Origin of the sequence: Roseovarius sp. MMSF_3298, assembly GCF_030733705.1 — a bacterium.
In the GTDB taxonomy this organism is placed as follows: Bacteria; Pseudomonadota; Alphaproteobacteria; order Rhodobacterales; family Rhodobacteraceae; genus Roseovarius; species Roseovarius confluentis.
The window spans coordinates 33,372-59,028 of the sequence record NZ_JASHIN010000010.1 but is presented as its reverse complement, the minus strand read 5'-3'; the positions used below and the strand labels follow the sequence as shown (position 1 = coordinate 59,028).

25 protein-coding genes are annotated in these 25,657 nt (G+C 65.5%); 10 read left to right on the top strand and 15 right to left on the bottom strand.

Going from position 1 to position 25,657, the window contains the following annotated elements; genetic code table 11:
• The first annotated feature begins 1 nt into the window (after position 1).
• A complete protein-coding gene (yghU, locus tag RBB18_RS10875; RefSeq protein ID WP_306111401.1) occupies positions 2-871 on the top strand; it encodes a glutathione-dependent disulfide-bond oxidoreductase in 870 nt (289 codons plus the stop codon).
• Positions 872-936: 65 nt separating this feature from the next.
• Positions 937-1,653, top strand: coding sequence for an NYN domain-containing protein (locus RBB18_RS10870; RefSeq protein ID WP_103763759.1), 717 nt, complete (start codon positions 937-939; stop codon positions 1,651-1,653).
• Between the two features lie 45 nt (positions 1,654-1,698).
• On the opposite strand, the gene RBB18_RS10865 is transcribed toward RBB18_RS10870, so the two are convergent.
• Together RBB18_RS10865 and dapA are read right to left on the bottom strand one after the other, a co-directional pair.
• Positions 1,699-2,184, bottom strand: a complete 486-nt coding sequence (locus RBB18_RS10865) for a flavodoxin family protein (protein WP_306111400.1) — start codon at positions 2,182-2,184, stop codon at positions 1,699-1,701.
• A gap of 10 nt (positions 2,185-2,194) precedes the next feature.
• Positions 2,195-3,070: a 4-hydroxy-tetrahydrodipicolinate synthase gene (dapA, locus tag RBB18_RS10860; RefSeq protein WP_306111399.1), complete on the bottom strand. Its 876-nt coding sequence runs from the start codon at positions 3,068-3,070 to the stop codon at positions 2,195-2,197.
• 192 nt (positions 3,071-3,262) lie between these two features.
• Here dapA and RBB18_RS10855 point away from each other — a divergent pair, with 192 nt between their 5' ends.
• Positions 3,263-5,287, top strand: a complete 2,025-nt coding sequence (locus RBB18_RS10855; RefSeq protein WP_306111417.1) for a lytic transglycosylase domain-containing protein — start codon at positions 3,263-3,265, stop codon at positions 5,285-5,287.
• A gap of 62 nt (positions 5,288-5,349) precedes the next feature.
• Here RBB18_RS10855 and RBB18_RS10850 read toward each other — a convergent pair whose 3' ends face one another.
• The 4 genes from RBB18_RS10850 to mnmD form a co-directional block, all read right to left on the bottom strand.
• The gene (locus tag RBB18_RS10850; protein WP_306111398.1) at positions 5,350-5,820 is read right to left on the bottom strand and encodes a copper chaperone PCu(A)C; all 471 of its coding nucleotides are present in this window, start codon (positions 5,818-5,820) and stop codon (positions 5,350-5,352) included.
• Between the two features lie 132 nt (positions 5,821-5,952).
• A complete protein-coding gene (locus tag RBB18_RS10845; RefSeq protein ID WP_274593853.1) occupies positions 5,953-6,336 on the bottom strand; it encodes a hypothetical protein in 384 nt (127 codons plus the stop codon).
• A gap of 164 nt (positions 6,337-6,500) precedes the next feature.
• The gene (locus RBB18_RS10840; protein WP_103763754.1) at positions 6,501-7,367 is read right to left on the bottom strand and encodes a DMT family transporter; all 867 of its coding nucleotides are present in this window, start codon (positions 7,365-7,367) and stop codon (positions 6,501-6,503) included.
• Between the two features lie 2 nt (positions 7,368-7,369).
• Entirely contained in the window at positions 7,370-8,038 is a 669-nt protein-coding gene (gene mnmD / locus RBB18_RS10835; RefSeq protein ID WP_306111397.1) for a tRNA (5-methylaminomethyl-2-thiouridine)(34)-methyltransferase MnmD, read from the bottom strand.
• Between the two features lie 61 nt (positions 8,039-8,099).
• Between mnmD and RBB18_RS10830 the strand changes: the two genes are divergently transcribed.
• Positions 8,100-9,143: an FAD-binding oxidoreductase gene (locus tag RBB18_RS10830; RefSeq protein ID WP_103763752.1), complete on the top strand. Its 1,044-nt coding sequence runs from the start codon at positions 8,100-8,102 to the stop codon at positions 9,141-9,143.
• Here the strand turns inward: RBB18_RS10830 and RBB18_RS10825 are convergent, their stop codons facing one another.
• Entirely contained in the window at positions 9,144-9,932 is a 789-nt protein-coding gene (locus tag RBB18_RS10825; RefSeq protein WP_103763751.1) for a MaoC family dehydratase N-terminal domain-containing protein, read from the bottom strand.
• Positions 9,933-10,012: 80 nt separating this feature from the next.
• Between RBB18_RS10825 and RBB18_RS10820 the strand changes: the two genes are divergently transcribed.
• On the top strand, positions 10,013-10,411 hold the full coding sequence (locus tag RBB18_RS10820) for a VOC family protein (protein ID WP_306111396.1): 399 nt from the start codon (positions 10,013-10,015) through the stop codon (positions 10,409-10,411).
• A gap of 4 nt (positions 10,412-10,415) precedes the next feature.
• Here RBB18_RS10820 and amrB read toward each other — a convergent pair whose 3' ends face one another.
• Positions 10,416-11,777, bottom strand: a complete 1,362-nt coding sequence (amrB, locus tag RBB18_RS10815) for an AmmeMemoRadiSam system protein B (protein WP_306111395.1) — start codon at positions 11,775-11,777, stop codon at positions 10,416-10,418.
• Positions 11,778-11,852: 75 nt separating this feature from the next.
• On the opposite strand from amrB, the gene amrS reads away from it, so the two are divergent.
• The gene (amrS, locus tag RBB18_RS10810; protein ID WP_306111394.1) at positions 11,853-12,914 is read left to right on the top strand and encodes an AmmeMemoRadiSam system radical SAM enzyme; all 1,062 of its coding nucleotides are present in this window, start codon (positions 11,853-11,855) and stop codon (positions 12,912-12,914) included.
• 66 nt (positions 12,915-12,980) lie between these two features.
• Here the strand turns inward: amrS and RBB18_RS10805 are convergent, their stop codons facing one another.
• Complete coding sequence (locus RBB18_RS10805; RefSeq protein WP_103763748.1) at positions 12,981-13,886, bottom strand: LysR family transcriptional regulator; 906 nt, start codon at positions 13,884-13,886, stop codon at positions 12,981-12,983.
• Positions 13,887-14,128: 242 nt separating this feature from the next.
• Between RBB18_RS10805 and RBB18_RS10800 the strand changes: the two genes are divergently transcribed.
• Positions 14,129-14,569, top strand: a complete 441-nt coding sequence (locus tag RBB18_RS10800) for a DUF4399 domain-containing protein (RefSeq protein WP_103763747.1) — start codon at positions 14,129-14,131, stop codon at positions 14,567-14,569.
• A gap of 6 nt (positions 14,570-14,575) precedes the next feature.
• On the opposite strand, the gene RBB18_RS10795 is transcribed toward RBB18_RS10800, so the two are convergent.
• Together RBB18_RS10795 and RBB18_RS10790 are read right to left on the bottom strand one after the other, a co-directional pair.
• Entirely contained in the window at positions 14,576-15,511 is a 936-nt protein-coding gene (locus tag RBB18_RS10795; protein ID WP_103763746.1) for a CorA family divalent cation transporter, read from the bottom strand.
• Positions 15,512-15,549: 38 nt separating this feature from the next.
• The gene (locus tag RBB18_RS10790) at positions 15,550-17,577 is read right to left on the bottom strand and encodes an NADPH-dependent 2,4-dienoyl-CoA reductase (protein WP_306111393.1); all 2,028 of its coding nucleotides are present in this window, start codon (positions 17,575-17,577) and stop codon (positions 15,550-15,552) included.
• Between the two features lie 204 nt (positions 17,578-17,781).
• On the opposite strand from RBB18_RS10790, the gene RBB18_RS10785 reads away from it, so the two are divergent.
• On the top strand, positions 17,782-18,249 hold the full coding sequence (locus RBB18_RS10785) for a DUF411 domain-containing protein (RefSeq protein ID WP_274593863.1): 468 nt from the start codon (positions 17,782-17,784) through the stop codon (positions 18,247-18,249).
• 6 nt (positions 18,250-18,255) lie between these two features.
• On the opposite strand, the gene RBB18_RS10780 is transcribed toward RBB18_RS10785, so the two are convergent.
• The 3 genes from RBB18_RS10780 to trpS all read right to left on the bottom strand — a co-directional run bounded on the left by RBB18_RS10780 (position 18,256) and on the right by trpS (position 20,863).
• The gene (locus RBB18_RS10780) at positions 18,256-19,119 is read right to left on the bottom strand and encodes a branched-chain amino acid aminotransferase (protein WP_306111392.1); all 864 of its coding nucleotides are present in this window, start codon (positions 19,117-19,119) and stop codon (positions 18,256-18,258) included.
• 56 nt (positions 19,120-19,175) lie between these two features.
• A complete protein-coding gene (locus RBB18_RS10775; RefSeq protein WP_103763876.1) occupies positions 19,176-19,661 on the bottom strand; it encodes a VOC family protein in 486 nt (161 codons plus the stop codon).
• 182 nt (positions 19,662-19,843) lie between these two features.
• On the bottom strand, positions 19,844-20,863 hold the full coding sequence (gene trpS / locus RBB18_RS10770) for a tryptophan--tRNA ligase (protein WP_274593864.1): 1,020 nt from the start codon (positions 20,861-20,863) through the stop codon (positions 19,844-19,846).
• 74 nt (positions 20,864-20,937) lie between these two features.
• Here trpS and RBB18_RS10765 point away from each other — a divergent pair, with 74 nt between their 5' ends.
• Positions 20,938-21,636, top strand: a complete 699-nt coding sequence (locus RBB18_RS10765) for a rhomboid family intramembrane serine protease (protein WP_306111391.1) — start codon at positions 20,938-20,940, stop codon at positions 21,634-21,636.
• Between the two features lie 100 nt (positions 21,637-21,736).
• Here the strand turns inward: RBB18_RS10765 and murJ are convergent, their stop codons facing one another.
• Positions 21,737-23,275 carry a murein biosynthesis integral membrane protein MurJ gene (murJ, locus tag RBB18_RS10760; protein WP_306111390.1) on the bottom strand — a complete coding sequence of 513 codons (1,539 nt, stop codon included), beginning with the start codon at positions 23,273-23,275 and terminating at the stop codon, positions 21,737-21,739.
• Between the two features lie 298 nt (positions 23,276-23,573).
• On the opposite strand from murJ, the gene RBB18_RS10755 reads away from it, so the two are divergent.
• Entirely contained in the window at positions 23,574-25,652 is a 2,079-nt protein-coding gene (locus tag RBB18_RS10755; RefSeq protein ID WP_306111389.1) for an FAD-dependent oxidoreductase, read from the top strand.
• Positions 25,653-25,657: the final 5 nt, after the last annotated feature.

Genomic DNA, 25,657 nt, shown 5'->3' with positions numbered 1-25,657 from the left:
CATGACCGACGATACCTACACCCCGCCCGAAGTCTGGACCTGGGACGCCGAAAGCGGCGGCACCTTCGCCTCGACCAACCGGCCGATCGCCGGGGCAACCCATGACAAGGAGCTGCCTGTGGGCGAGCATCCGTTCCAGCTTTACTCCATGGGCACGCCCAACGGGGTGAAGGTGACGGTGATGTTCGAGGAGCTTCTGGCGGCGGGCCATGACGCGGAATATGACGCCTGGCTGATCCGCATCGGCGATGGCGACCAGTTCGGGTCGGGTTTTGTCGAGGTGAACCCCAATTCCAAGATCCCCGCGATGGTGGACCGGTCGGGGCCCGAGCCGATCGACGTGTTCGAATCCGGGTCGATCCTGATCCACCTGGCGGAAAAGTTCGGGGCTTTCCTGCCTGCATCAGGCCCGCAACGCGCCGAGGTGATGAACTGGCTGATGTGGCAAATGGGCAGTGCGCCGTATCTTGGCGGCGGCTTTGGGCATTTCTATGCCTATGCGCCCGAGAAATACGAGTACCCGATCAATCGCTTCGCCATGGAGACCAAGCGGCAGCTGGACGTGCTGGACAAGCGACTGGCAGACCGGCCCTTTATCGCAGGGCAAGAGTACAGCATCGCCGACATGGCGATCTGGCCCTGGTACGGCAACCTGGCGCTGGGGCGGCAGTACAATGCCGGCAAGTTCCTGAGCGTGCACGAATACAAGAACGTGGTGGCCTGGGCCGAAAAAGTTCTCGATCGGGATGCGGTGCAGCGCGGGCGCATGGTAAACCGCACCTTTGGCGAGCCGCACGAGCAGTTGCTTGAGCGGCACGACGCTTCGGATTTCGAGACCAAGACGCAGGACAAAATCGGCGACAAGGGCTGAGCGCCAAGTATCGGCTTTCGCCGCGTTGACGGATAGGGCAGGGTGCATCCTGAGAAGGAGTTTCCATGCCCGACCGTTCCCACCTGCTTGCCGTGCTGATCGACGCCGACAACGTGCCCTCCAAATACGCCGAGGCCATCCTGAAGGAGGTCACCAGCTATGGCGAGCCGGGCCTGCGGCGGGTCTATGGCGACTGGTCCAGCCAGCAGCTGAGCGGGTGGACCAAGACGGCGCAGAACCTCGGGCTGGTCCAGCACCAGCAGACGGCGAATACCAAGGGCAAGAACGCGTCGGATATCGGGCTGGTGATCGACGCGATGGACATCCTGCACGCAGGTCATTTCGACGGGTTCGTGCTCGTCTCGTCGGACAGCGATTTCACCCGGCTGGCCAGCCGCATCCGCGAACAGGGCCTGACGGTGATCGGCATCGGCGAGGCCAAGGCGCCCGACGCGCTGAAGAATGCGTGCAACCGGTTCGTGGCGATCGAGAACATCTACCAGGAGGCCGGATCATCCGCGCGCACCAAGGCCAAGGCGGGGCTCGATTCGAAATCCGCCTCCAATGCCCGTAACCTGATTTTCGACGCGATGGAGAAGATCGATCAAGAGGGCGAGTGGTACCCGCTGGGCCGGATCGGGCAGCAGATCCAGGCGGACAAGCCGGATTTCGACACGCGGACCTATGGCGAGAAGAAGCTGAGCGACCTTGTGGGCAAGCTGAAGGTCTTCGAGACCAAGTCGGGCCCGGGCAACCAGATGCTGGTGCGCCGGGTCGACTAACACGTTTCGCGACAAACCTGAATCACAGCTTACCCGCGAAACGCTTTAGAACGCGCCCATTTCCAGCCCCGCCCCGAGCGCCTGACCCAGCTCGCGGCAGGGGGCAAGGTCACCCTCTGACAGGTGTTTCTCGGCCAGGATCTGGTCCTGCGTCTGGGCGTGGGTGCAGATGATGAATGGCTCCTGCACCGCTTTCAACCGCCAGCCTTGCGCGATGCGGGCGATCTGTTGCTGGGCGTTGGTGCCGTCGGACCCGGCACAGATCATCTGGGCATAGGGGCGCCCCTCGATCCGGCCCAGCACCGGGTAATAACAGCGGTCGAAGAAGTCCTTCATAACACCCGCGATGGCGGCGAGGTTTTCCGGCGCGCAGAAGATATAGCCGTCGGCGCGCAGAAGGTCATCGGGGCCGGTGTCTTCGGCGGTCTGGAGCGTCGTGGTCGTCTCATCCCGCGCGGCCTCGGCGGCGGCCTGTGCCATCTGGCGGCTGCCGCCGGTCTTGGAATGATAAACGATCAGAAGCTCGGCCATGGGCCGTGCCCTAGTTCATCAGCCCGGCATGGCGCAAGCCGTGATCGACCATCGCCTTGGTCTCGTCGCTGAGGTCGGTCAGAGGCGAGCGTACCTCGTCGCTGCACAGGCCCAGCCGCGACAGGGCATATTTCGCACCCACGAGGCCCGGTTCGGTGAAAATCGCCTTGTGCAGCGGCATCAGCCGGTCCTGGATTTCCAGCGCCTTGGCGTAATCCCCCGCCAGCGTGGCGTTCTGTACTTCGGCCACCATGCGGGGGGCGACATTGCCCGTGACGGTGATGACACCAACGCCGCCCTGGGCGTTGAAGCCGTGCGCCGTCGCGTCCTCGCCGGAGATCTGGCAGAACTCCTTGCCGCAGGTCATGCGCTGGTGGCTGACGCGGGCCAGGTCGCCGGTGGCGTCCTTGACGCCGACGATGCGCGGCAGCTTGGCCAGTTCGCCCATCGTGTCGGGCATCATGTCCACGGCGGACCGCCCGGGAATGTTGTAGATGATGATCGGCAGGTTGCAGCAGTCGTGCAGCGCGGTGAAATGCGCGATCAGGCCGCGCTGCGTGGGCTTGTTGTAATAAGGCGTCACCACCAGAGCCGCATCGGCGCCGACCTCTTCGGCGTGCTGGAGGAAGCGAATCGATTCGAGCGTGTTGTTGCTGCCCGCGCCCGCGATCACCGGAATGCGGCCGTTGACGGCGCGCACTACTTCGGACACCACGGTTTCATGCTCGGTATGGCTGAGCGTAGGGCTTTCGCCGGTGGTGCCAACGGGCACGAGGCCGTGGCTGCCTTCGGCGATATGCCACTCGACAAGTTTCTTGAGCGTATCGAGATCCAGCTCGCCGTCCTTGAACGGCGTGACCAGGGCAGGAAATGATCCTTTGAACATGATACGCTCCTCTCTATGTCATAGCCCGTGGGGCTGGTGGATGACCGCGGTGGAACACGCAATCGTGCCGCGGCGTTGCCCAGCTTGTGAATGGACGATCCGTCCCCTTGAAACTAGGCTGGCTGTGTCTATCGTCGCTGGCCCGGGAAAATGCAAGAGATGTTCAGCGTTCAAAGAGTTGTCGTGGCCTTAATGGCCCTGCTGTGGCCGCTGCTCGCGGTGGCCCAGTCCGAGGATGGGGGGCAGGCGGAGCCCGCTGCCGTCTCCGAGGCCGAGGCCGAGGCGAGTGCGGAGGAAACCGTCATGGTCGCCCCCGCGCCGCGCATACCGCCGCGCCCGATGTCGAGCGCGTTCGATGCGATGCTGGCCGGGCGCTGGACTACGGCGGTGCAGATTGCTGAACGGGCTGGGCCTGCGGGCGTGACGCTGATCGAATGGCACCGGCTTCGGGCGGGCGAGGGCACGCCGGAGGAAATCCTGACCTTTCTCGAGGACCATGCCGATTGGCCAGGGCTGGATTACCTGCATACGCAGGCCGAGGTGGCGATGATCGACGCCTCCCCCGAGGAGATCATTACTTTCTACGAAGACCGGGTGCCGCAATCGGGCCTTGGCGCGCTGTCCTATGCGCGGGCGCTGCAGGAGGCCGGCCGGCCCGGCGATGCCGATGTCGCGATCGTGCTGGCGTGGCGGACGCTGGACTTGTCGACGGCGGAGCATGACGCCTTTATCCGGGCGCGACCGAACCTTTTGAAGCCGCATCATGCGGCGCGGCTGGACATGGCCTTGTGGCGGGGGTTGCGGGACGTGCAGCAGATGCTGCCGCTTGTGGACGAGGAGACGCGCGATATCGCCCAGACCCGGCTGGCGATCGAGGCCGATGCGGACGGTGCGGACAAGCGGCTGGAGCTGCTGCCTGATGCGGCAAAAAGCAACCCGCATATCGCCTATGCCCTGTACAACCGCCATATTCAAAAAAACCGGCCGGACGACGCGATCAAACTGATCCTTCGGCAAAGCCGGCTGGAAGGCAACGGGCTGGGCGATGCCGAACGGTGGGCCGGCTGGCGGCGGGAATTGGCACGCGACCGGATGCGCGACGGTGCGGCCCGCACGGCCTATGACCTGGCATCGGTGCACGGGCTTGTGGAAGGCTCGCATTTCGCCGACCTGGAATGGCTGGCGGGGTTCATCGCGCTCACGGACCTGAACGACCCCGAACTGGCGATTTTCCATTTCCAGCGGTTCATGGACGGGGTCGAGACGCCGATCTCGCTGGGTCGGGCCGGGTACTGGCTGGGCCGGGCGCAGGAGGCGGCGGGCAACGAGAGTGCCGCCGAGATAGCCTACGAGTTGGGGGCGCTGCACCAGACCAGCTTTTACGGGTTGCTGGCGGCCGAGCGGGGCGGGTTCCCGTTCGACCGCAAGCTGAGCGGGCGACAGAGCTTTGCGGACTGGCGCGAGGCGGACTTTGCGCAGGGCGAGGTGTTCCAGGCCGGTGTGCTGGCGCTGGCTAACGGGCGCGTGTCACTGGCTGAGCGGTTCTTCAAGCACCTCGCAGCCACGCTGGAGCCGCCCGAACTGGGCCAGTTGGGGCAAGCGATGCACGACCTTGGGTCGCCGCACCTGCAGGTGATGGTGGGCAAGGCGGCGGCGCAGCGCGGGATCACGCTGCCGGCGCCATACTATCCGCTGCACCCGATGCACGAGTTGGAGCTTCCGGTGCCGATGGAGCTGGCGCTGGCGATCGCGCGGCGCGAAAGCGAGTTCGACCAGGGCGTGGCCAGCGGCGCGGGCGCGATGGGCCTGATGCAGCTTATGCCCGGCACCGCCGCCGAGGTCGCCCGGCGGCTGGGCGAGCCCGGGCACACCCGGTCGCGCGTTTTCGACGATTGGGCCTATAACGCACGGCTTGGCTCGGCCTATCTGGCGCAGATGGCGTCGCAGTTCGACGGTAATGTGATCATGATGGCCGCGGCCTATAACGCGGGTCCCGCACGACCGCCGCGCTGGATGACGCGGTTCGGCGATCCGCGGCAGGAGGGCGGGGACATCATCGACTGGATCGAACATATCCCGTTCAACGAGACGCGAAACTACGTGATGCGCGTGGCCGAAAGCCTGCCGGTCTACCGGGCGCGGCTGGGAAAAGAGCCGCACCCGGTGCCGTTTTCGCAGGAACTGGTCGGCAATACGCTTTCACCGACGGTGGATTGACCCGGTGACTCGGTGATGCGGTGCCGGGGGCGGCATCCGCCTCGTCCCACTTTCCGCACGGATCAGTGGTTGGAGTGGTCCATGCTTTCGCCGCCCTCGGGGCGCGCCTCGACGTTGAACGTGATCTCGACTTCGCCCGCCTTTTCGAAGACCAGCGTGGCCGGGATTTCCAGACCGTCCTCGAACGGTGCCTCCAGCCCCATGAACATCACGTGATAGCTGCCGGGGGCGAGCTCGACCGTTTCACCGGCGGCGATGGGCAGGTTTTCAACATGCATCATCTTGGCGACGCCGTCGGTTTCCTCGGTGGTGTGAACCTCGACCTTGGGAAAGTCGGCGCGCACCTCGAGCAGGACGTCGTCGGTGTCGCCATTGTTGGTAATGGTAAGAAAACCGGCGCCGGCCTTGGCCATTTTCGGCGTCTCGAATGCCATCGGGTGCATGATTTCAAGGTCGCCCACGGTGTAATCATGCGCGGTGGCGATGCCTGTCGAAAGGATGAGGGCAGATGCAAGTGTAAGAAGGGTTTTCATGTCAGTTTCCTGTGGTGTGGTGGCGCGGGCCATGTGCCGCGTGCCGGGTGTGGTATGACAACGCTCCGGGCCGAAGCCCGCCTGCGTCTATTGTCTGGGGGAGTGTTGTGCGGGCGCTGTGCGCGCACCAAGTCAAGCCCGCAGCGGCGGAGCGCGTGCGGCGTTCTGAACCGGGGCGGTGGTCACCGGCTGTGACGTGCCCGTCTGGAATAGGGCGAGCGCGGCGGGCACCTGCAACGGCGTCGGCAGAGTCCGGTCCGCGCCGAGGTTGAAGGCCGTTACCCCGAAGAAGGGGCAGGAGTCGGCCAGCAGGCCGGTTTCGTCGTCGTTTTCCACCGGCAAGCCGGTCTCCATCGAGACGTAGACGATCTGGCCGCCCGAGCAGAGCGCCATCAGCCCTGGGTCAGGCGCGGTTAGGATCGTGGGCTGGGCCACAACGCGGATCGCGATGAACAGCGCGACGAGTACCGTCAGTGCTGCCTTGCAGATCGCTGTCACGTTTCGCGCCTTGCGCATGGGGTGTTCCCTTGCCGTCCACGCGTTTTGATACATCGTCTGCCGTGCGCGGGAAAGCCCGGTAAAATGCCGCACTGAAGCGTTTCCGGGTCAGTCTGAAACATGCATCGCTTTTTGCGTCTCAAGAGGCAGTGAAAAGCGATTCACTGTGTCCTGCAAATGCTTTAGCCGCGCAGCCGCTGGCGCCAGAGGGTAAACAACCCGGCGGCCACGATGAGCCCCGCACCGAGCGCCACATTGAGGCGGATCGTTTCGGAAAAGAACAGGATGCCGATGGTGCTGGCGAAGACCAGTTGCAGATAGGCGAAGGGCTGGACCGCGCTTGCCTCGGCGACCTCGTAGCACTTGATAAGCGTATAGTGTCCCGCCGCGCCGGTAACGCAGAGTGCGGCCATCCAGAGCCAGTTATAGGCCGACATCGGCTCCCAGAACCAGATGCCGACGGCGGTCATGGCGACCGAGCCCACCGTGCCGGTCCAGAAAAAGCTGGTTGCGGCGCTGTCGCGGCGGCCGACATAGCGCGTCAGTAGCCCGTAGAGCGCGAACATCAGGGCGGCGATCAGGGGCACGATAGCCTCGGGCTGGAAGACGCCGAAGCCAGGTTCGAGGATGATCGTGACGCCGACGAAACCCACGCCAATGGCCGCCCAGCGGCGCCAGCCGACGCTTTCGCCGAGGACCGGGCCGGAGAGCGCGGCGATGAGCAGGGGATAGCAGGCAAAGACGGCGTGGCTTTCGACGAGGCCCAGCAGGGTGAAGCCGAAGATCATCACGCAGATCTCGGCTACCAGCAGCACGGCGCGGAAGCCCTGTACCAGTGGCTGATCCGTGCGGGCGGCAGCGCGCAGGCCCCCGGCGGTGCGGCTGGCCACGGTCATCACGAAGGCCGCAAAGAACCAATAGCGGATCATCACGATCATCAGCACGTTGTATTCCCGCGCGAGGTATTGCGAGATGCCGTCCTGCACCGCGAAGATGAAGGTGGTTGTCACCATCATCAGGATGCCGAGACGAGTGTTCTGCTCTGCCATGGTCAGATCTTTCTTGCGCGGGTCATGTGTCGCTTGCGCCCGTATCCCGGAACGCGCGTGACTTCAAATCCCGCCGCCTGTAATCCGCGCCGGACGAAGCCCGCGGCGGTGTAGGTGGCCGCGGTGCCGCCCGGCGCGGTGTGCCGGCCCACTTCGCGCATGAGGTCTTCTTGCCAAAGCTCGGGGTTCTTTGCCGGGGAAAAGCCGTCGAGAAACCAGGCGTCTGCCATGCCGTCCCAGCCCGGGAGGGTGGCACGTGCGTCGCCCTGGATGACGCGCAGGGTGAAATCGGGGCCGGTCAGAGGGTCGCCGAAGGGGCCGCAGCGTTCCAGTTCGAGCGCTTCGACCGGCAGATCGGGAAACGCCGAAAGGGCGCGCGCGATCTGGGCCGGGTCCATCGGGAATGCCTCGAAGCTGGTGAAATGCAGGGTGCCCGGCGCGCCCGCCGTGCGCCACGCCTGAAGTGCGGTCAGGAAGTTGAGGCCCGTGCCGAAGCCCAGCTCGGCGATGTGAAAGCCGTTGCGAAACCGGGCGGGAAGGTCGTTTCCGTCCAGAAAGACGTGGCGCGTTTCGGCCAGGCCGTTTTCGAGGCTGAAATACGGGTCGTCGAACTGGGTGGAGACCGGCACATCGCCGTCACGCCATTCCAGTTCTGCCTGCTGGTCCTGCATCGCGCCTTCCGGTAGTCAGGGAAAATCCCGGCGACCATGCCGCCGGGCAGGGGAAATGACAATGGCAGACGTCACCATATTCGGCGCCGGGATCTTCGGCTTGTCCATCGCCTTTGCGTGCCAGTCGCGGGGGGCGTCGGTGCGGGTGATCGACCCCGGCGGCGTGGGTGCGGGGGCGTCGGGCGGCGTGGTGGGCGCGTTGGCGCCGCACGTGCCCGAGAACTGGAACGAGAAGAAGGCGTTCCAGTTGGAGAGCCTGCTGTTGGCCGAGGCGTTCTGGGCCGAGGTGGCCGAGGTATCGGGCCTGCCCTCGGGGTATGCGCGAACGGGCCGGGTGCAGCCGGTGGCGGACGAGGCCGCGCTGGCGCTGGCGCGGCAGCGGGAGGTCACGGCGCGCGAACTGTGGGGCGAGGCTGCGACGTGGCAGGTGGTGGCGGTGGATACGGTGGCCCATGCGCCGGTCACGCCCACGGGGTTGCTGATCCTCGACACGTTGTCGGCGCGGCTGCATCCGCGCGAAGGCGGCAAGGCGCTGGCGGCGGCGATCCTGCAACGTGGCGGAGAGATACTGGCGGAAGGCCATGCGACGGGGCGCGTGGTACATGCCACGGGTGTCGCGGGGCTGGCGGAGCTGTCCGACAAGCTGGGCGCGCCGGTGGGCAATGGCGTGAAGGGGCAGGGGGCGGTGCTGGATTTCGCCGCGCCGGACGCTCCGCAGGTGTTTGCCGACGCGCTGCACGTGATTTTTCATCGAAACGGGACGACCGCCGTTGGGTCGACCTCGGAGCGCGAGTATGCAAGCGCGACGGACACGGATACGCAATTGGACGAGGTGTTGGAACGCGCCCGCGCGGCGGTGCCGGCGTTGCGCGACGCAAAGGTGATCGAGCGTTGGGCCGGGGTGCGGCCCCGGGCGCGGTCGCGGGCGCCGATGCTGGGGGTGCATCCGCTTTACCCGGACCAGTTCATTGCCAATGGCGGCTTCAAGATCGGGTTCGGCATGGCGCCGAAGGTGGCGCAGGTGATGGCGGATCTTGTGCTGGACGGGCGGGACGAGATCCCGGCGCCGTTCAGGCCCGAGGCGTCTTTGCCGAAGTCGGGATGATCAGCCTGCCTTTGCGGCCATGCACTGTCGCCCGTCCGGGCCACGCACCCAACATGAGCCGTCCTCGCCCCAGCAGAGCTCTGCCGTCTCAAAGTGCATCAGGGGGCTGGTCGCGCGGAAGCCGAAGCGTTTCAGACCGCCCAGTTCGGCATCGGCCATCTGCATCAGGTGATGCGCCAGAAGGGGCCCGTGGACGACAAGGCCGTCATAGCCTTCGACCTTTCGGGCATAGTCTTCGTCGTAGTGGATGCGGTGGCCGTTGAAGGTGAGCGCCGAGTAGCGAAAGAGCAGCGTGCTGTCGAAGCTGACCGTGCAGGTTTTCACCGCGCCGTCGGGGGCGCGGGGCGGTTCGGGTTTTTTGCCCGTCTCATCCTCGCGATAGACGAGGTCCTGATGCTCGGTGATGCAGCAGATGTCGTCTTGCCAGATTTCGTGGCGCAGGGTGACGAAGGCCAGAGGGCCGCTGCGACCCTGCTTGTGTTCGGCCTTTTCGCGGGTGGTGCGGCGGGTGGCGGGCTGTCCGGCGCGGAAGGGCGCGTGAAACTGCAGTTGGCCGCCCGCCCACATGCGCCGGGGCAGGCCCATGTCGGGGATGACGCCGCCAAGTTTGGGATGCCCGTCGCGGCCAAGGTCGACGGGCACCTGCGGGTCCCAGAAATAGATCTGGTGGAAGAACGGCGGAAGGGCGTCTCCTTCCTGTATGGCTGGCGTGTCACCCAGCGTCGCCTGAAGCGCGCGAGCGCGGGCCGGGTCGATCGGATCGATAAGGGTTTGCGTGGCGTCTGTCATCGTGGCCTGCAGTCTGGTTTTGGCGTATGTCTATGCCCGGGTTTGCAAGGATGACAATCCCCCTGGCAAAGGAGACGCTGATGCCCCCCGCACTGACATCGCTGGATCATCTTGTGCTGACCGTGGCGGATATCGACGCGACACTGGCCTTTTATACCGATGCCCTGGGGATGAATGCGGAGGCGTTCACCCCTGCCGACGGCTCGCGGCGGTGGGCTCTGAAGTTCGGAGTGCAGAAGATCAACCTGCACAAGGCCGGGGCGGAGTTTGAGCCGAAGGCAGCGCATCCCGCGCCCGGCACGGCGGACCTGTGTTTCCTGAGCGACCTGCCCTTGGCCGACTGGCAGGCGCATCTGCATGCGCAGGGCGTGACGGTCGAGGAAGGGCCGGTACCGCGCACCGGGGCGACGGGGCCGCTGACCTCGATCTATGTGCGCGACCCGGATGGCAACCTGATCGAGATTTCCAACGCTGGTTGAGCGCCTAGTCCGGTTCGGCGAAGCTTTCGGCGCAGAAGCGGTGGATTTCAAGCGTGTCGCTCCAGTGATCCTTGGGCAGGCCTGCCTTGACCTTCAGGGCAGTCAGGAATTCGACGGGGTCGGACAGGCTGTCCCAGACCATCGGCAGGAACACACCGCGCTTGGCCCCGTCGCGCAGGATCAGCCCGTCGCGGTACGGCGTCAGTTGTGGCAGCAGGTCGGACTCGCCTGAAAACGTCATTGGCGCGGAGGGCGACAGGACTGCGATCTTGAGGCGCAAGTCGGGGACCTCTTCGGCGGTCACAGGCTTGAAACGCGGATCGGCGGATGCGGCCTTGACCGTGTTGTCCGACACGTCGCGCACCAGCGGTTGATGCGCGGAGAGCGAGCCGATGCAACCGCGCAGGCGTCCGTCCTGTTGCAGCGTGATGAAACTGGTACCGTGGCCGCGCAGCGTCTGCGGAAAGCTGGTTTCATCGAGCTTGGGCGGCTTGCCGCGCTTGGTGAAAGAGTCGAGCGTCTGCCGCGCGGCCCTGAGCAACATCTGGCGGTGGCGCGGGATGATGATCTCGTCGGTGGTGTCGAAAAGCGCCCAGGCGCCGTAACCAACGGTACGCGACGTGTCGCCGGTGACATCGGCGCTGGAGGCCATGGCGAGACGGGCGACGCGCAGGCCCGCGCCCGTGGTCGAAGCGAGGAACTCGGTGATAGCGGTGGCGCCGCAGGCATGACGGGATGTGAGCATCTTGCCCTTGGAGGTTTCCAGCAGCTTGGCGGTCTCGGTGTCCTTGGCGTCCGCCGCCTCGCGGGGCAGGAAGTGGCTGAGATCGCTGGACAGGACGAAAAGCGGCTGGTCCAGCGCACTGAGGTGGTCGATGGCGGCGGACACCTGGTCTTGGGGGGCGTTGCCGATGACGAGCGGCACCACCTTGGCGCGGGGATGCAGGCGGTGCAGGAAAGCAAGCTGCGTCTCGATGCCGTGCTCGCGGTCATGGGCAGCGTCCTCGACATGGGCCAGCTCTGCCTGCACGAGGCTGTTGGCGGCTGCGCGGTCGATCATCACGTCGAAGCCGGGCATGGCGTAGCCCTTTTGCGAGGGCAGGGCGATGCCCTCGAAGGCGTGCGCATGCGACGGCGACAGGATGACGATGGTCGAGGGGCGCCCGCGTGCGGTAGCCCGCCACGCCGCGCCGGCCAGCCAGCCGGAAAAGCGATAGCCGGCATGGGGCGAGATGATCGCGCGGGGCACCGAGCCTTCGGGCCGCCAGCCGCTGGTGCCACGGGTGATGCAGCTTTCGGCCTCGGACCAGAGCGCGTCGGGCTCGGCCGGGTAGAAGGTTCCGGCGACGGCTGGTTGGCGCATCATGGGGTCGGGTTCACTGTTCATTTCGGGATCGCATGCCTATCTGGTAGGCAGGATCATGGAGGAAAACGACCGGCGATGCACCCCGCGCGATTCTGGGAGACTGAAAGCGATGGCAGGCTGCGCTGCACCCTATGCCCGCGCTTTTGCACCTTGCGGGACGGGCAGCGCGGCATGTGTTTCGTGCGGATGCGGCAGGGCGACCGGATGGTGCTGGACACATACGGGCGCTCAACCGGGTTCTGCATCGACCCGATCGAGAAGAAGCCGCTGAATCACTTCCTGCCGGGTACGCCGGTGCTGAGTTTCGGCACGGCGGGGTGCAACCTGGCGTGCAAGTTCTGCCAGAACCACGAGATATCTAAGAGCCGCGAGGTCGACAGCCTGGCGCATCAGGCGGCGCCGGAGAAGATTGCCCAAGTGGCGCGGACAGAGGGCTGTGCGTCTGTGGCGTTCACGTACAATGACCCGGTGATCTTTCACGAATACGCGTTGGACACCGCCACAGCCTGCCGTGAAGCTGGCGTGAAAAGTGTTGCGGTGACGGCGGGGTATATCTGTGATGCGCCACGGTCGGAATTCTTTGCCGCGATGGATGCGGCGAATATCGACCTGAAGGGGTTCACGGAAGGGTTCTATCGCAAGCTGACCGGTTCGGAGATCGCGCCGGTACTGGAGACAATCGATTATGCGGTGAACGAGACCGAATGCTGGGTCGAACTGACGACGCTGCTGATCCCCGGCGAGAATGACAGCGCGGCGGAGCTGGAGGCGCTGTCGGCCTGTGTGATGGAGATATGCGGTCCCGACGTGCCGCTGCATTTCACCGCCTTTCATCCCGATCACCGGATGCTGTCGCACGCGCGCACGCCGCTGGAGACGCTGCTGCGGGCGCGTAACGTGGCGCATCAGGCGGGGCTGCGGCATGTCTATATCGGTAACGCGCATCACCCCGACGCGCAGTCGAGCTATTGCGCCGGGTGCGGAGATCGCGTGATCGGGCGGGACTGGCACGCGCTGTCGGACTGGAAGCTGGACGATTTCGGCGGGTGCGTCACCTGCGGCACGCGCTTTCCCGGCGTGATCGACGGCCCGCCGGGGGGCTGGGGGCGCAAGCGGCGGCCTGTGCGCATGGCCTGAGGATGCGAAAAAGCCCCGGGTGGCGCGCCGCCCGGGGTCAGGTTGCCTGGCAGGCGGAGGAAAATCTTACCAGTCCGTCGGGCCCTTCTCGGCGAAGGCGTGGACGAGGAAGTCGATAAAGGCGCGGACCTTGGGCTGTGTGAAGCGGCCCGGGGGATACACCGCGTAGATGCCTTGGGTTTCCATCGGCAGGTCGGGGATGACGTCGACCACGTGCCCCTCTTTCAGCGCGTTGGCGTAAAGAAAGCTGGGCAGGTAGGCGATGCCAAGGCCAGAGATCGCGGCGTTCAGGAGCGACTGGCCGTCATTGACCGACAGGCCACCCGCGGTGCGTACCTGGCGTTTTTCGCCCGAGGGCGCGGTCAGCTTCCAGACCGAGCCGTTGGACTGGCTGGAATAATGCAGGAGCTTGTGCTCGTTCAGATCGTCGATCTTGCCGGGCCGGCCGTGTTTCTCCAGGTAGCTCGGGCTGGCGATCATACGCTTCGTGGTCTCGGTCAGCTTGCGGGCGCGCAGGGTGCTGTCTTCCAGTTCGCCGATTCGGATCGCCATGTCGAAGCCCTCGGAGATCAGCTCGACGTAGCGGTTGTTGAGCACCATGTTCACGGTGATGTCGGGGAAATCGTCGAGGAACTGCCCAAGTATCGGACTGAGGTGATTCACACCGAAATCGGTGGCCACCGAGATGCGCAAGAGGCCCGAAGGGTCGGACTGCATGGAACTGACCAGCGCATCCGCCTCGCCCGCATCGTTGAGCACGCGCAGGGCACGGTCGTAATAGGCCAAACCGATTTCCGTCGGGCTGACCCGGCGGGTGGTCCGGTTCAGCAGGCGCGCACCCAGTCGGGCCTCGAGCGACGAGACGTGCTTGGATACGGCGGATTTGGAGATGCCCATCTTGCGCGCGGCGTCGGTGAACCCACCCTGGTCCACGACGGTCGCAAAGGCCTCCATTTCGGTAAGGCGATCCATTCTCGATACCCTCGTCGTTTATTGTTGAATTGAAGGTATCGCGGGAAATTCAGGCACAACTGCGGCGCGGGCCAGACAATATCTTGGTTTTGTGGTGCATCGTTCGTGGCCCGGAAACATGTTTGCGCCTTGATCCGGAGCCTGCCACCTTGCCGTGTTGCCCGCGCGCCCCATGTCTAGCAATGTCGCAGGTTCGTTCAGGCAACGCGGCGCCTGCGGGATTCGAACAAGGGAGAGCTCGCATGAAACTTCTTGCCAAGACTGCCGCCGCTTTGGTGCTGACCGCCTCGATGGCCTTTGCCCAAGGCACACCAGTCCCCGACGGCGCAGAGGTGTATTTCGTCAATCTTGAAGACGGCGCGACCGTCTCGGCCCCTGTGAAAGTCGTGTTCGGCCTGAGCGGCATGGGCGTGGCGCCTGCCGGCACCGAAAAAGAGAATACCGGGCACCACCATATCCTGGTGGACCGCGCGCCTCTGGGCGAAGGCCCCGATGGCGAGGAGGAACTGCAATCCGCAATCCCGTCGGATGAGAACCACGTGCATTTCGGCGGTGGTCAGACGCAGGTGGAACTGGACCTGGAGCCGGGCGAGCACACGCTGCAACTGGTGCTGGGTGACATGAACCATGTGCCACACGACCCGCCGGTGACGTCGGACCAGATTACGATCACGGTCGAGTAGGCGCGGTCAGATCCACTTCAGCTTTCGCAAGATCCAGACTGCGCCGACGGTCAGGACCACCAGCACAAGACACAGGGCGGCGAAGGCCCAGGGGGTGTCCACACCGGGCATCCCCGCCACGTTCACGCCGAAAAGGCCGGTGATGAACCCGAGCGGCAGGAAGACCGCCGCGACGATCGACAGGATATAGCCGTTGCGGTTCTGCCGCTGGTCGGCCTGAGTGGCGTGATGGTCCTGCACGGCCTCCATCCGCCCGATCATCGATTCCAGTTCCTCGACCGCCAGCTTTGCCAGGTTGCCCAACTCGCGCAGCCGCGCGCGGGCGTCGGACGTGACAAGCTCGCTGTCGGTGCCGACGAGCGCGATCAGCGCGTCGCGCTGAGGGGCGAGGTAGCGGCGCAGGCGGATCGCCATGCGCTGATCCTCGGCCAGATCCTCGGGCGGATCTTCATCGTCGTCCTCGACGCTGTCTTCCATGTCGTCCACGCGGCGGCTGAGGTCGAAGACCGTGTCCTGCACCCGCGTCATGAGCCGCTGCGCGAGGTCATGCACGAAGGCGACCGGGCTGGCGGGCGCGTCGCCGTTGGCCGCGTCTTCCCGGATGGCGTCGATGGCGAAGACCCGGCGCTTGCGCACTGTCACGACCAGGCGCTCGGTCACCCACATGCGCACGGCCACCATCTGGTCGGCGGGGCCGTCTGCGTTGAGGTTCACGCCGCGCAGGTTCAGCATCAGCCCGTCGCCGTAGCGGTCACAGCGCGGCCGGGTTTCCGGGGCCAAAAGCGCGGTGGCCGGGATGGACGGAACGCGCGCCTCAAGCCACGCCGGTAGCTCCGGATCGGCAAGGTCGAAATGCCACCAGGCATAACCTTTGTCCGGACCGTTTTCCGAGGCCGGGCGGGCGGTGCCATCGGGGGCGATATCGAAGGCGCAGACGGGCATGGCGCGACCCTAGGGCCGGGCGTTGGCGGCGACAAGACCTAGAGCGTCGCCGCCAGCCGCGTGCCCTGGTCGATGGCGCGCTTGGCGTCGAGTTCCGCCGCCACATCCGCGCCGCCGATCACATGACAGGTCATGCCCTTGGCCTCGAGCGCGTCGGCAAGGCTGCGTTCGCTGACCTGACCGGCGCACAGGACGATAGTGTCGACTTCCAGCGTGCGCGGGTCTTCGTGCCCCTCGCCATTGGACACCACGAGGCCAGTGGGTTCGATGCGCTCATAATTGATGCCGCCGACCATCTCGACATCTTTCATCCTGAGCGATGCGCGGTGAATCCACCCGGTGGTCTTGCCCAGCCGCTTGCCCACGCGTTCGGATTTGCGCTGCAAGAGCGTGACGGCGCGGGCGGGCGCATCCGGCTGCGGGCCTTCGGGGGCAAGGCCGCCAGGGGTTTTGGCGGGGTCGCCGACGCCCCATTCCTCTTTCCATTCCGCGAGTTTCTCGGTCGGGCTTTCGCCCTCGTGGACAAGGAACTCGGCCACGTCGAATCCGATTCCGCCCGCACCGATGATGGCGACGCGCTCGCCCGCCGGCTTGTTGTGCTTCAGCACGTCGATGTAGGAGAGCGTGTTGTCGCCCTCCTGGCCTTCGATCTCGGGGTCGCGGGGCAGGACGCCGGTGGCGATGACCACCTCGTCAAACCCGGCCAGGTCTTCGGGCAGCACATCATGGCCCAGTTTCACGGTCACGCCGGTCTCTTTCAGCATGGTATCGTACCAGTCGACGAGGCCGAAGAATTCCTCCTTGCCGGGGATCTGCTTGGCCATGTTGAGCTGTCCGCCGATCTTGTCGTCGCGGTCGAAAAGCGTCACGTCATGGCCGCGCTGCGCCGCCGTGATCGCGGTGGAAAGGCCCGCGGGACCGGCGCCGACGACGGCGACGGTCTTGGGGGTGTCTGTGGGCGTGATCGGCAGCTCGGTTTCATAGCAGGCGCGCGGGTTCACGAGGCAGGTCGAGATTTTGCCCGAGAAGGTATGGTCGAGGCAGGCCTGGTTGCAGGCGATGCAGGGTGCAATGGTGTCGGCGCGGCCCTCGATGGCCTTTTTCACGAACTCCGCATCGGCCAGGAACGGACGGGCCATCGAAACCATGTCGGCGCAGCCGTCGGCCAGCACGTCCTCGGCCACCTGCGGCGTGTTGATCCGGTTCGAGGTGATGACCGGGATGCCCACGTGCCCCATCAGCTTCTTCGTGACCCAGGTAAAGGCCGCGCGGGGGACGGAGGTGACGATGGTGGGCACACGCGCCTCGTGCCAGCCGATGCCGGTGTTGATGATGCTGGCCCCGGCCTTTTCGACCGCTTTGGCCAGTTGCACCACCTCGTCGAAGGTCGAACCTTCGGGGACGAGATCGATCATCGACAGGCGGTAGATCAGGATGAAATCGGGGCCAACGGCCTCGCGCACCCGGCGTACGATCTCCAGTGGCAGACGCATCCGGTTCTCGTAGGATCCGCCCCAGCGGTCCTCGCGCTTGTTGGTGTGGCGCACGAGGAACTGGTTGATGAAGTACCCCTCGGAGCCCATGATCTCGACCCCGTCATAGCCCGCCTGGCGGGCGCGGGCCGCGGCGGTAACGATGTCGGCGATCTGTTTTTCGATTCCGTCCTCGTCCAGTTCCTTGGGCGGGAAGGGCGAGATGGGCGACTTGATGGGCGAGGGGGCGACGCATTCGGGGCCATAGGCGTAGCGGCCCGCGTGCAGGATCTGCATGGCGATCAGGCCGCCGGCGTCGTGCACCCGGTCGGTCACGACCTTGTGGTTGGCGATGTCCTGATCGTTGAAGAGGCCCGCCGCGCCGGGAAAAACGCCGCCTTCGCGGTTGGGGGCCATGCCGCCGGTGACCATCATGGACACACCGCCACGGGCGCGGGTGGCATAGAATTCGGCGACGCGGTTCCAGTCCTTGGTCTCTTCCAGCCCGGTGTGCATCGAGCCCATCAGCACGCGGTTCTTCAGCGTCACGTGGCCCAGGTCGAGCGGGGCGAGCAGGTGGGGATATTGGGTCATGTGCGGCCTCCCGGGGGACGTTCGGATCAAAACGTAGGTTGACGCGCACCATGGTCACGTCAGCCGCGATTGTCACGCCCGACGCTGCGTTAGGCGGCGGAACGGGTCACCCGGATGTGATGCCGGGTGCGGGGGCGAGTGGTTGACGACAGTGTGTGATCCTGTCCAAACTTCGCGCCAACCAAATATGCAAGGAGACCGCCTATGCTGACCCGACGCAACCTTCTCGCCGGTGCCGCCGGTCTGGTGGCCACGGCCCCGCTCGCTGGTCTGGCGCAATCCGGCCCGGCCATTCACGTGATGAAAGATCCCAACTGTGGCTGCTGCAGCGCGTGGATGGACATTCTGCAAGGCGACGGCTTTGCCGTGACCAGCGAGGATGCGTTCGGCACGATCCTGTCGCGCTACAAGATCGACAACGGCATTCCGCAGCAGATGATCTCGTGCCACACGGCCAAGGTCGACGGGTACATGATCGAAGGTCACGTGCCGCCCGCCGATATCCGCCGCCTGCTGGATGAGCGCCCCGACGCGGTGGGCCTTGCGGTGCCGGGGATGCCCTACGGCTCGCCGGGGATGGGACCGGAGGACCGGCGCGAGGCCTATGACGTGCACCTGATCCTTCGGGACGGCAGCACCGAGGTCTTTTCCAGCTACGACGCGGCGGCCTGAGCGAGCTCAGGCGCTGGCCGCCCAGTCCCAGTACATCTCGCGCACCCGGCGCGTGACCGGTCCGATCTGGTAGTTGGTGTCGTCAAACGCCGTGACCGGAATGACCTTCATCATGTTGCCGGACAGAAAGACCTCGTCGGCATCGTGGAAATCGTCGAAGGACATGATGCATTCATGCACGGTCACGCCGTCAGTGCGCAGGTTCTCGATATGCCGCGCGCGGGTGATCCCGGCCAGGAAGGTTCCGTTGGGCACGGGCGTGAAGACCTCGCCATCCTTGACGGCAAAGGCGTTGGCGGTGGCGGCTTCGGCCACGTTGCCAAGCGCGTCGGCCACCAGCGCGTTGGTGAAGCCCTTGGATTTCGCCTCGGCCAGCATCCGGGCGTTGTTGGGGTAAAGACAGGCGGCCTTGGCGTTGACGACCGCGTCCTCAAGCACCGGGCGGCGGAACCGCGTGCGGGTGATGGTGGCCGAATGCTCGGGCGGGGCCATGGGGATTTCCTCAAGGCTGATGGCAAAGCCGGTGGCGCCGCCGTCCTTGGGCACGATGGCCGACATGCCGCCCTCGATCGCCCAGTACATCGGGCGGATATAGACGGCCGCATCAGGGGCGTAGGCCTTCAACCCGTCCTGCACGATCTCGACCATGTCCTGCACCGACACGGTCGGCGTGACCATCAGCGCCTCGGCCGAAGCGTTCACGCGGGCGCAGTGCCGGTCGAGGTCCGGAGTCAGCCCGTGGGCGAACCGGGCCCCGTCGAAGACGTTCGAGCCCAGCCACATGCCGTGATCGGCGGCGCGCATCACCGGGATATCCCCGTCATGCCAGGTGCCGTTGAAATAGGTCCGGATGTTGCTGCCTGTGGCCATGGTCGCCTCCCTTTGGCGCGGACCCTAAGCCCGGTCGCCCAAAGGGTCCAGAGGTGTCAGCCGGCTTCGGCCAGCAAAGCCTCGATATCCAGCCGGCTGTTGGCCATCTTGAGATTGCCCTGCGCGTCGCGCGGCCAGTCTTCGGGGGCGCGGTCACGGTAAAGCTCGACGCCGTTGCCATCGGGGTCGGACAGGTAGACCGCCTCGCTGACGCCATGATCGGCGGCGCCTTCCAGCGCGATGCCCGCCTCCAGCACGCGTTTCAAAGCTTGCGCCAACGCGGTGCGATCGGGGTAGAGGAATGCCGTATGGTAAAGGCCCGTATGCCCGGACGGGGGCGGCGTCCCACCCTTGCTCTCCCAGGTATTCAGGCCGATGTGATGGTGGTAGCCGCCCGCGGATAGAAATGCGGCCTCGGTGCCATAGCGCTGCTGAAGCTCGAAGCCCAGAACGCCGGAATAGAAGGCGATGGCCCGTTCCAGATCCGACACGCGCAGGTGCACGTGGCCGATACGGGTTTCAGGATGCGTTGTGAATGTCATGATATGACCCTTTCTTGCTTGCGCCATAGATGGGCCAGTTGAACGCACCGCGCAATTCCGCGCACTGACGCAGAGATCGTGCGAAAATGCAGACGCTTTTCTTGCCGCAAATACTCCGGGGTGTTTGAGGCGCAGCGCCCCTCATGCCCTTCAATCGAGCGTGGCGAAGCCACTCAATCGGGTCAGGCGCCGACCATGCCGACGATGTCCTTGGTGCGTTTGAGGATCGGCGCGGCGATCTCGCGGGCCTTTCCGGCGCCGTCCGACAGGATGCGGTCGATCTCGGCGGTGTCCTGCATCAGGCGGGCCATCTCTTGGGAAATCGGCGCCAGCTTTTCCACCGCCAGCTCGGCCAGCGCGGGCTTGAACGTGCCGAACTGCTGCCCGCCCACGTCGCGCATCACGCCATCGACGCTCTGGTCGTTGAGCGCCGCGTAGATGTTCACCAGGTTGCGGGCCTCGGGGCGGTCCTCCAGCCCTTCGGCGTCCGAGGGCAGCGGCTCGGGATCGGTCTTGGCCTTGCGGATCTTCTTGGAAATCGTGTCGGCATCGTCCGTGAGGTTGATCCGGGACATATCGGACGGATCGGACTTCGACATCTTCTTGGACCCGTCGCGCAGGCTCATGACGCGGGTGGCTGCCCCCTCGATCACCGGCTCGGTGATGGGGAAGAAATCGACCTCGAAATCGTTGTTGAACTTGATCGCGATGTCGCGCGTCAGTTCCAGGTGCTGCTTCTGATCCTCGCCCACAGGCACATGCGTGGCGTGGTAGGCCAGGATGTCGGCGGCCATCAGCGCGGGGTAGGCGAAAAGGCCAAGCGAGGCGTTTTCCTGGTTCTTGCCGGCCTTGTCCTTCCACTGGGTCATCCGCTTCATCCAGCCCATGCGGGCGACGCAGTTGAAGATCCAGGCCAGTTCGGCATGGGCCGAGACCTGGCTTTGGTTGAAGAGGACCGACCGCGCCGGATCGACGCCAGAGGCGATGAAGCCCGCGGTCAGTTCGCGGGTGGCGCGGCGCAGGGCCTCGGGGTCCTGCCAGACGGTGATGGCGTGCATGTCGACCATGCAGAAGATCGACTCGACCCCGCTGTTCTGGCTGTCGGCAAAGCGTTTCAGCGCACCGAGGTAATTGCCCAGATGCAGGTTGCCGGACGGCTGGATGCCCGAGAAGACGCGGGGGGTGAAGCTGGCCTCGGCCATGGCGGACTCCGTCTGGAAATTCGTGTCCGCCTCGCTTACTGCTGCGGCCAACAGCCGTCAAGGAGGCCACACCGATGTCCGATCCCCGAGCCACAGGTCCCGGCGACAGCCCGGTCAACCCGATCCCGCCGCTGGTGCTGGTCATCGTGGCCGCCATGGCCGCAGCCGAGGCGGTGTTCCAGTTGGGCGCACGTGGCCTCGCCGGTGGGCCCGAGGCCATCGGCTGGCGAATCTCGACCATCCAGCAATTCGGGTTTTCCAACCGGGCGATGACCTGGATGCTGGAGACCGGTCAGTTAAGGATTGATTATCTTATCCGCTTCGTCACTTATCCGTTCGTTCACGCCAGCCTTCTTCAGGCGGTTTTCGCCATTGTGATGACGCTGGCCATCGGCAAATTCGTGGCCGAGCGCATGGCCGGGTGGGCGGTGGCGATTTTATTTTTCGTCTCATCCATCTTCGGCGCGCTGGTCTTTGGCCTGATCTATCCTGACGGGCCGGGGTTAATAGGGGGTTTCCCCGGCGTCTATGGCCTGATCGGGGGCTTTACCTGCCTTGTCTGGCTGCAATTGGGGGCGATCGGCGAAAACCAGATGCGGGCTTTCGTGATGATCGGCGTTCTGCTGGGGCTGCAGCTGATCTTCGGGCTGCTCTATGGCAACAATTTCACATGGGTGGCCGATATCGGCGGCTTCGTCGGTGGGTTCTTTCTGTCCTTCGTGCTGGTCCCCGGCGGCATGGCGCGGCTGCGCGAGAAGTTGCAGCGGCGTTAGAGCGTGTCGCGTTCATTTGCATTCACGCGCCGCGCTCCAACCTTTTGATAACGCACGTCCGAGGAGCGCAAACCCGGTGCCCACTTTTGCGCGACGTGCGCTAGCGGCGCACCGCGGCACGAAATTCCGACAGGCGGAACGCGCCCAGAAGCTGGCCGAGGCCGAAATAGCTGACACTGCCGAGCCCGATCAGCACCAGAAGTGCCAGCCAACGCCAGCCGCCCAGGCCGAAGAACGGTGTCATCAGCACTTGCAGGCCCCACAGGATCACGCCGAGGAGGACCGACGTCAGCAGGATGCGCCAGATGCGGCGGCGGAAGCGGTCGTCGAAGCTTGCCACCTCGCCATAGCCGCGTGCGCCGCGCAGCAGAAGCCAGACCATGGCCCAGCCGGCCGCCGTGGCGGCGATGGCGGCGGCCCACCAGCCGACGACTTGCGCCAGCCCCACGGCCAGCGCGGCGTTCACCACCATGGCCACAAGGGCGTAGTGGAACGGTTTCTTCGTGTCCGATCTAGCGAAAAACACGGGTTGCAGGACCTTTTGCAGCACGAAGGCGGGCAGGCCGAGACCGTAGATCATCACCGCGAGCGCCGTTGCGGCGGTGTCGTCGGCATCGAACTTGCCGCGCTCGAACAGGACCGACACCAGCGGCAGGGGGATCACCATCAGCGCCACGGCGCAGGGCACGGTCAGCGCCAATGAGATCTCGGCGGCGCGGGAATAGGCGTGGCGGGCGCCCTCGTGATCCTCGGCTTTCAGGCGCCGCGACAGGTCGGGCAGCAGGACGATGCCGACGGCGATGCCGACGACACCCAGTGGCAACTGGTAGAGGCGGTCGGCGGCGTAGAGCCAGCTGACGGCGCTTTCGGTGTTGGAGGCGACGAGCTGACCCACCACCAGGTTAATCTGCACCACGCCGCCCGCAAGAGCGGCCGGCACGGCGACGCGCACCAGCTTGGACATCTCGCGCGTCCAGCGGGGGCGGGTGGGGCGTATCGCCATGCCCGCACGGTCGGCGGCGATCCAGACAAGCGCCAGTTGCGCCACGCCGGCGAAGGGGATCGTCCAGATCAGCGCGTCGGCGACGGGGCCGCCCACGTACCACGTGATCATCATGGCGCCGACCAAGAGCACGTTCAGGATGACCGGCGCGGCGGCGGCGGCGGCGAAGCGCCCGGCGGCGTTGAGAACCCCGGAAAACAGGGCTGCGAGCGAGATGAAGAAGATGTAGGGAAAGGTGATGCGCGCGTAGTCGACAGTGATGTCGAAGCGCGGATCGCCGTAGTAGCCCTCGGCCGTGGCATAGACCAGCGCGGGCATGAAGATCATCGCCAGCGCGGTCAGGATCAGCAGGACGAAACTGAGGCCGGAGAGCGCCAGCCGGGCAAAGCCGATGGGGTCTTCGTCGGCCTCGAGCCGCTTGGAAAACATCGGCACGAAGGCGGCGTTGAACGCGCCCTCTGCAAAGAAGCGGCGGAACATGTTGGGCAGGCGGAAAGCGGCGACATAGGCATCCATCAGCACGCCGGGGCCGATGAGGTTGGCGATGATGACGTCGCGCACGAAGCCCAGGATCCGGCTGGCCAGGGTCCAGACGCCCACGGTCAGGACGCCGGAGAGAAGGCGGATGGGTTTCATGTGCGGTGCCTGCGTCTGCCTTGTTTTCAAGAGCATTAGCCGATTGCCGGGGGCGGGGGAAGTGTGGGAATGCGTGCCTGTCGGCCGAATCGGGTATTAACGGTCCTGTTTCCGCCGATTTCGGACGTCGGTATCGCGTCGGTATTCGGGTGGTTTTGCGACGGTGGAATTTTCGCGCGTCGTGCCACGCGACTTCCTGAGGCCACCGCGCGGTGCGTTTGTCGCATATTGAGGTCTGGCGCCCCGCGACGAGGGTGGTAGCGTCGGGCAACCCCACCCGGATCGGAAGGTGCCCCCGATGACGACCTCGCCCTATGACATCCTGTTCGAGCCCGTGCGGATCGGGCCCAAGACCACGCGCAACCGGTTCTACCAGGTGCCGCATTGCACTGGCATGGGCTTTCGCTATCCGCAGGCCGAGGCGGCGCATCGCGGCGTGAAGGCGGAAGGGGGCTGGGGCGTGGTCTCGACCCAGGAAACAGAGATCCATCCCAGTTCCGACCTGACGCCGGCCAACGAGGGGCGGCTGTGGGATGACGGGGACATTCCGGCGCTGCAGCTGATGGCCGAAGCCGTGCAGGCGCATGGCAGCCTTGCGGCGATCCAGCTGGCGCATAACGGGTTTCATGCCACCGGGCGCTATGCGCGGCAGCCGATGCTGGCGCCTTCGCCCACGCCCAGTGACTGGGGCGATCCATGGCAGGCGCGCGCGATGGACAAGGCCGACATCAAGGCGTTTCGGGGCTGGCATGTGGACGCGGCGAAGCGGGCCAGGCGGGCGGGCTTCGACATCGTCTATGTCTATGCCGGGCATGACATGACCCTGCTGCAGCATTTCCTGCTGGCGCGGCACAATCACCGGACGGATGAATATGGCGGCAGTTTCGAGAACCGGCTGCGGCTGTTCCGTGAGGTGCTGGCCGATACCAAGGAGGCGGTGGGCGACAGTTGCGCCATTGCCGTGCGGCTGGCGGTGGACGAGTTGATGGGCGCGGACGGGCTGCGCCACGAGGTCGAGGGGCGCGACATCGTTGAGGCGCTGGCCGAGGAGCCGGACCTGTGGGACGTGAACATCTCGGACTGGTCGAATGACAGCCAGACGTCGCGGTTTGCAAAGGAAGGGTACCAGGAGTCTTACACGGCCTTTGTGAAATCCGTGACGACGAAGCCGGTGGTGGGGGTGGGGCGGTATACCTCGCCCGACACGATGGTGCGGCTGGTCAAGTCGGGGCATCTGGACCTGATTGGCGCGGCGCGACCGTCGATTGCCGACCCGTTCCTGCCGAACAAGATCAAGGATGGGCGGCTGGAGGAAATCCGCGAGTGTATCGGGTGCAATATCTGCGTGTCGGGGGATCAGTTGCTGATGCCGATGCGCTGCACCCAGAACCCGACGGTGGGCGAGGAGTGGCGGCGCGGCTGGCATCCGGAGGTGATGACCAGGGACAAGGCTGCGTCGGAGCGGTTCCTGATCGTGGGTGGCGGGCCTGCGGGCATGGAGGCGGCGCGCGGGCTGGTCGCGGCGGGGCACGAGGTTGTGCTGGCGGAAGCCAGTGACGCCTGGGGCGGGCGCGTGGCCATCGAAAGCGCCTTGCCGGGGCTGGCGGAATGGGGCCGGGTGCGCGACTGGCGGCTGTGGCAGTTGCAGCAGAAGGATGCGGCCGATCTCTACCTGCAAAGCCGGCTGAGCGCGTCGGAGATCCTGGACTACGGGATCGGGCAGGTGGTGCTGGCCACCGGGGCCAGCTGGCGGCTGGACGGGGTGGGGCGCACGCACCGCCTGCCGGTCGCGGCATTCGGGGCATTGCCGGTGCTGTCGCCCGAAAGCGCGATGCAGGGCGGGCTGGAGCAGGATGATGGATCGGGGCCGATCGTGATCTATGACGATGACGGGTATTACTTTGGCAACGTGCTGGCCGAGCTGGCCGTGCAGACCGGGCGCGAGGTGGTGTTCGTGACGCCCGAAGCGGTGGTAGCGCCGTGGACGACGAACACTCTGGAGCAAGAGCGCATCCAGGCGCGGTTGATCGGGCTGGGGGTCACGATCATTCCGCTGCACAAGGTGGCGGAGGGAGATAGCAGCACGCTGGAACTGGCTTGTGTCTATTCCGACGCCCGGCGGCAGATCCCCTGCGCGACGCTGGTGCCGGTGACGTCGCGGGTGCCGAATGATGCGCTTTGGACCAATCTGAAGGAGCACGAGGCCGACTGGGATGCGGCGGGGATCAGGGCGGTGACGCAGATCGGGGATTGTTATTGCCCGGGCACCATCGCGGCGGCGGTGCATGCGGGCCACGACTTTGCCCGGACAGTCACCGGCGCGCAGATCGACCCGCCGCGACGGGGCGAGCGGGTGGATTTGTCGCCGGAGAGGTGATGCGG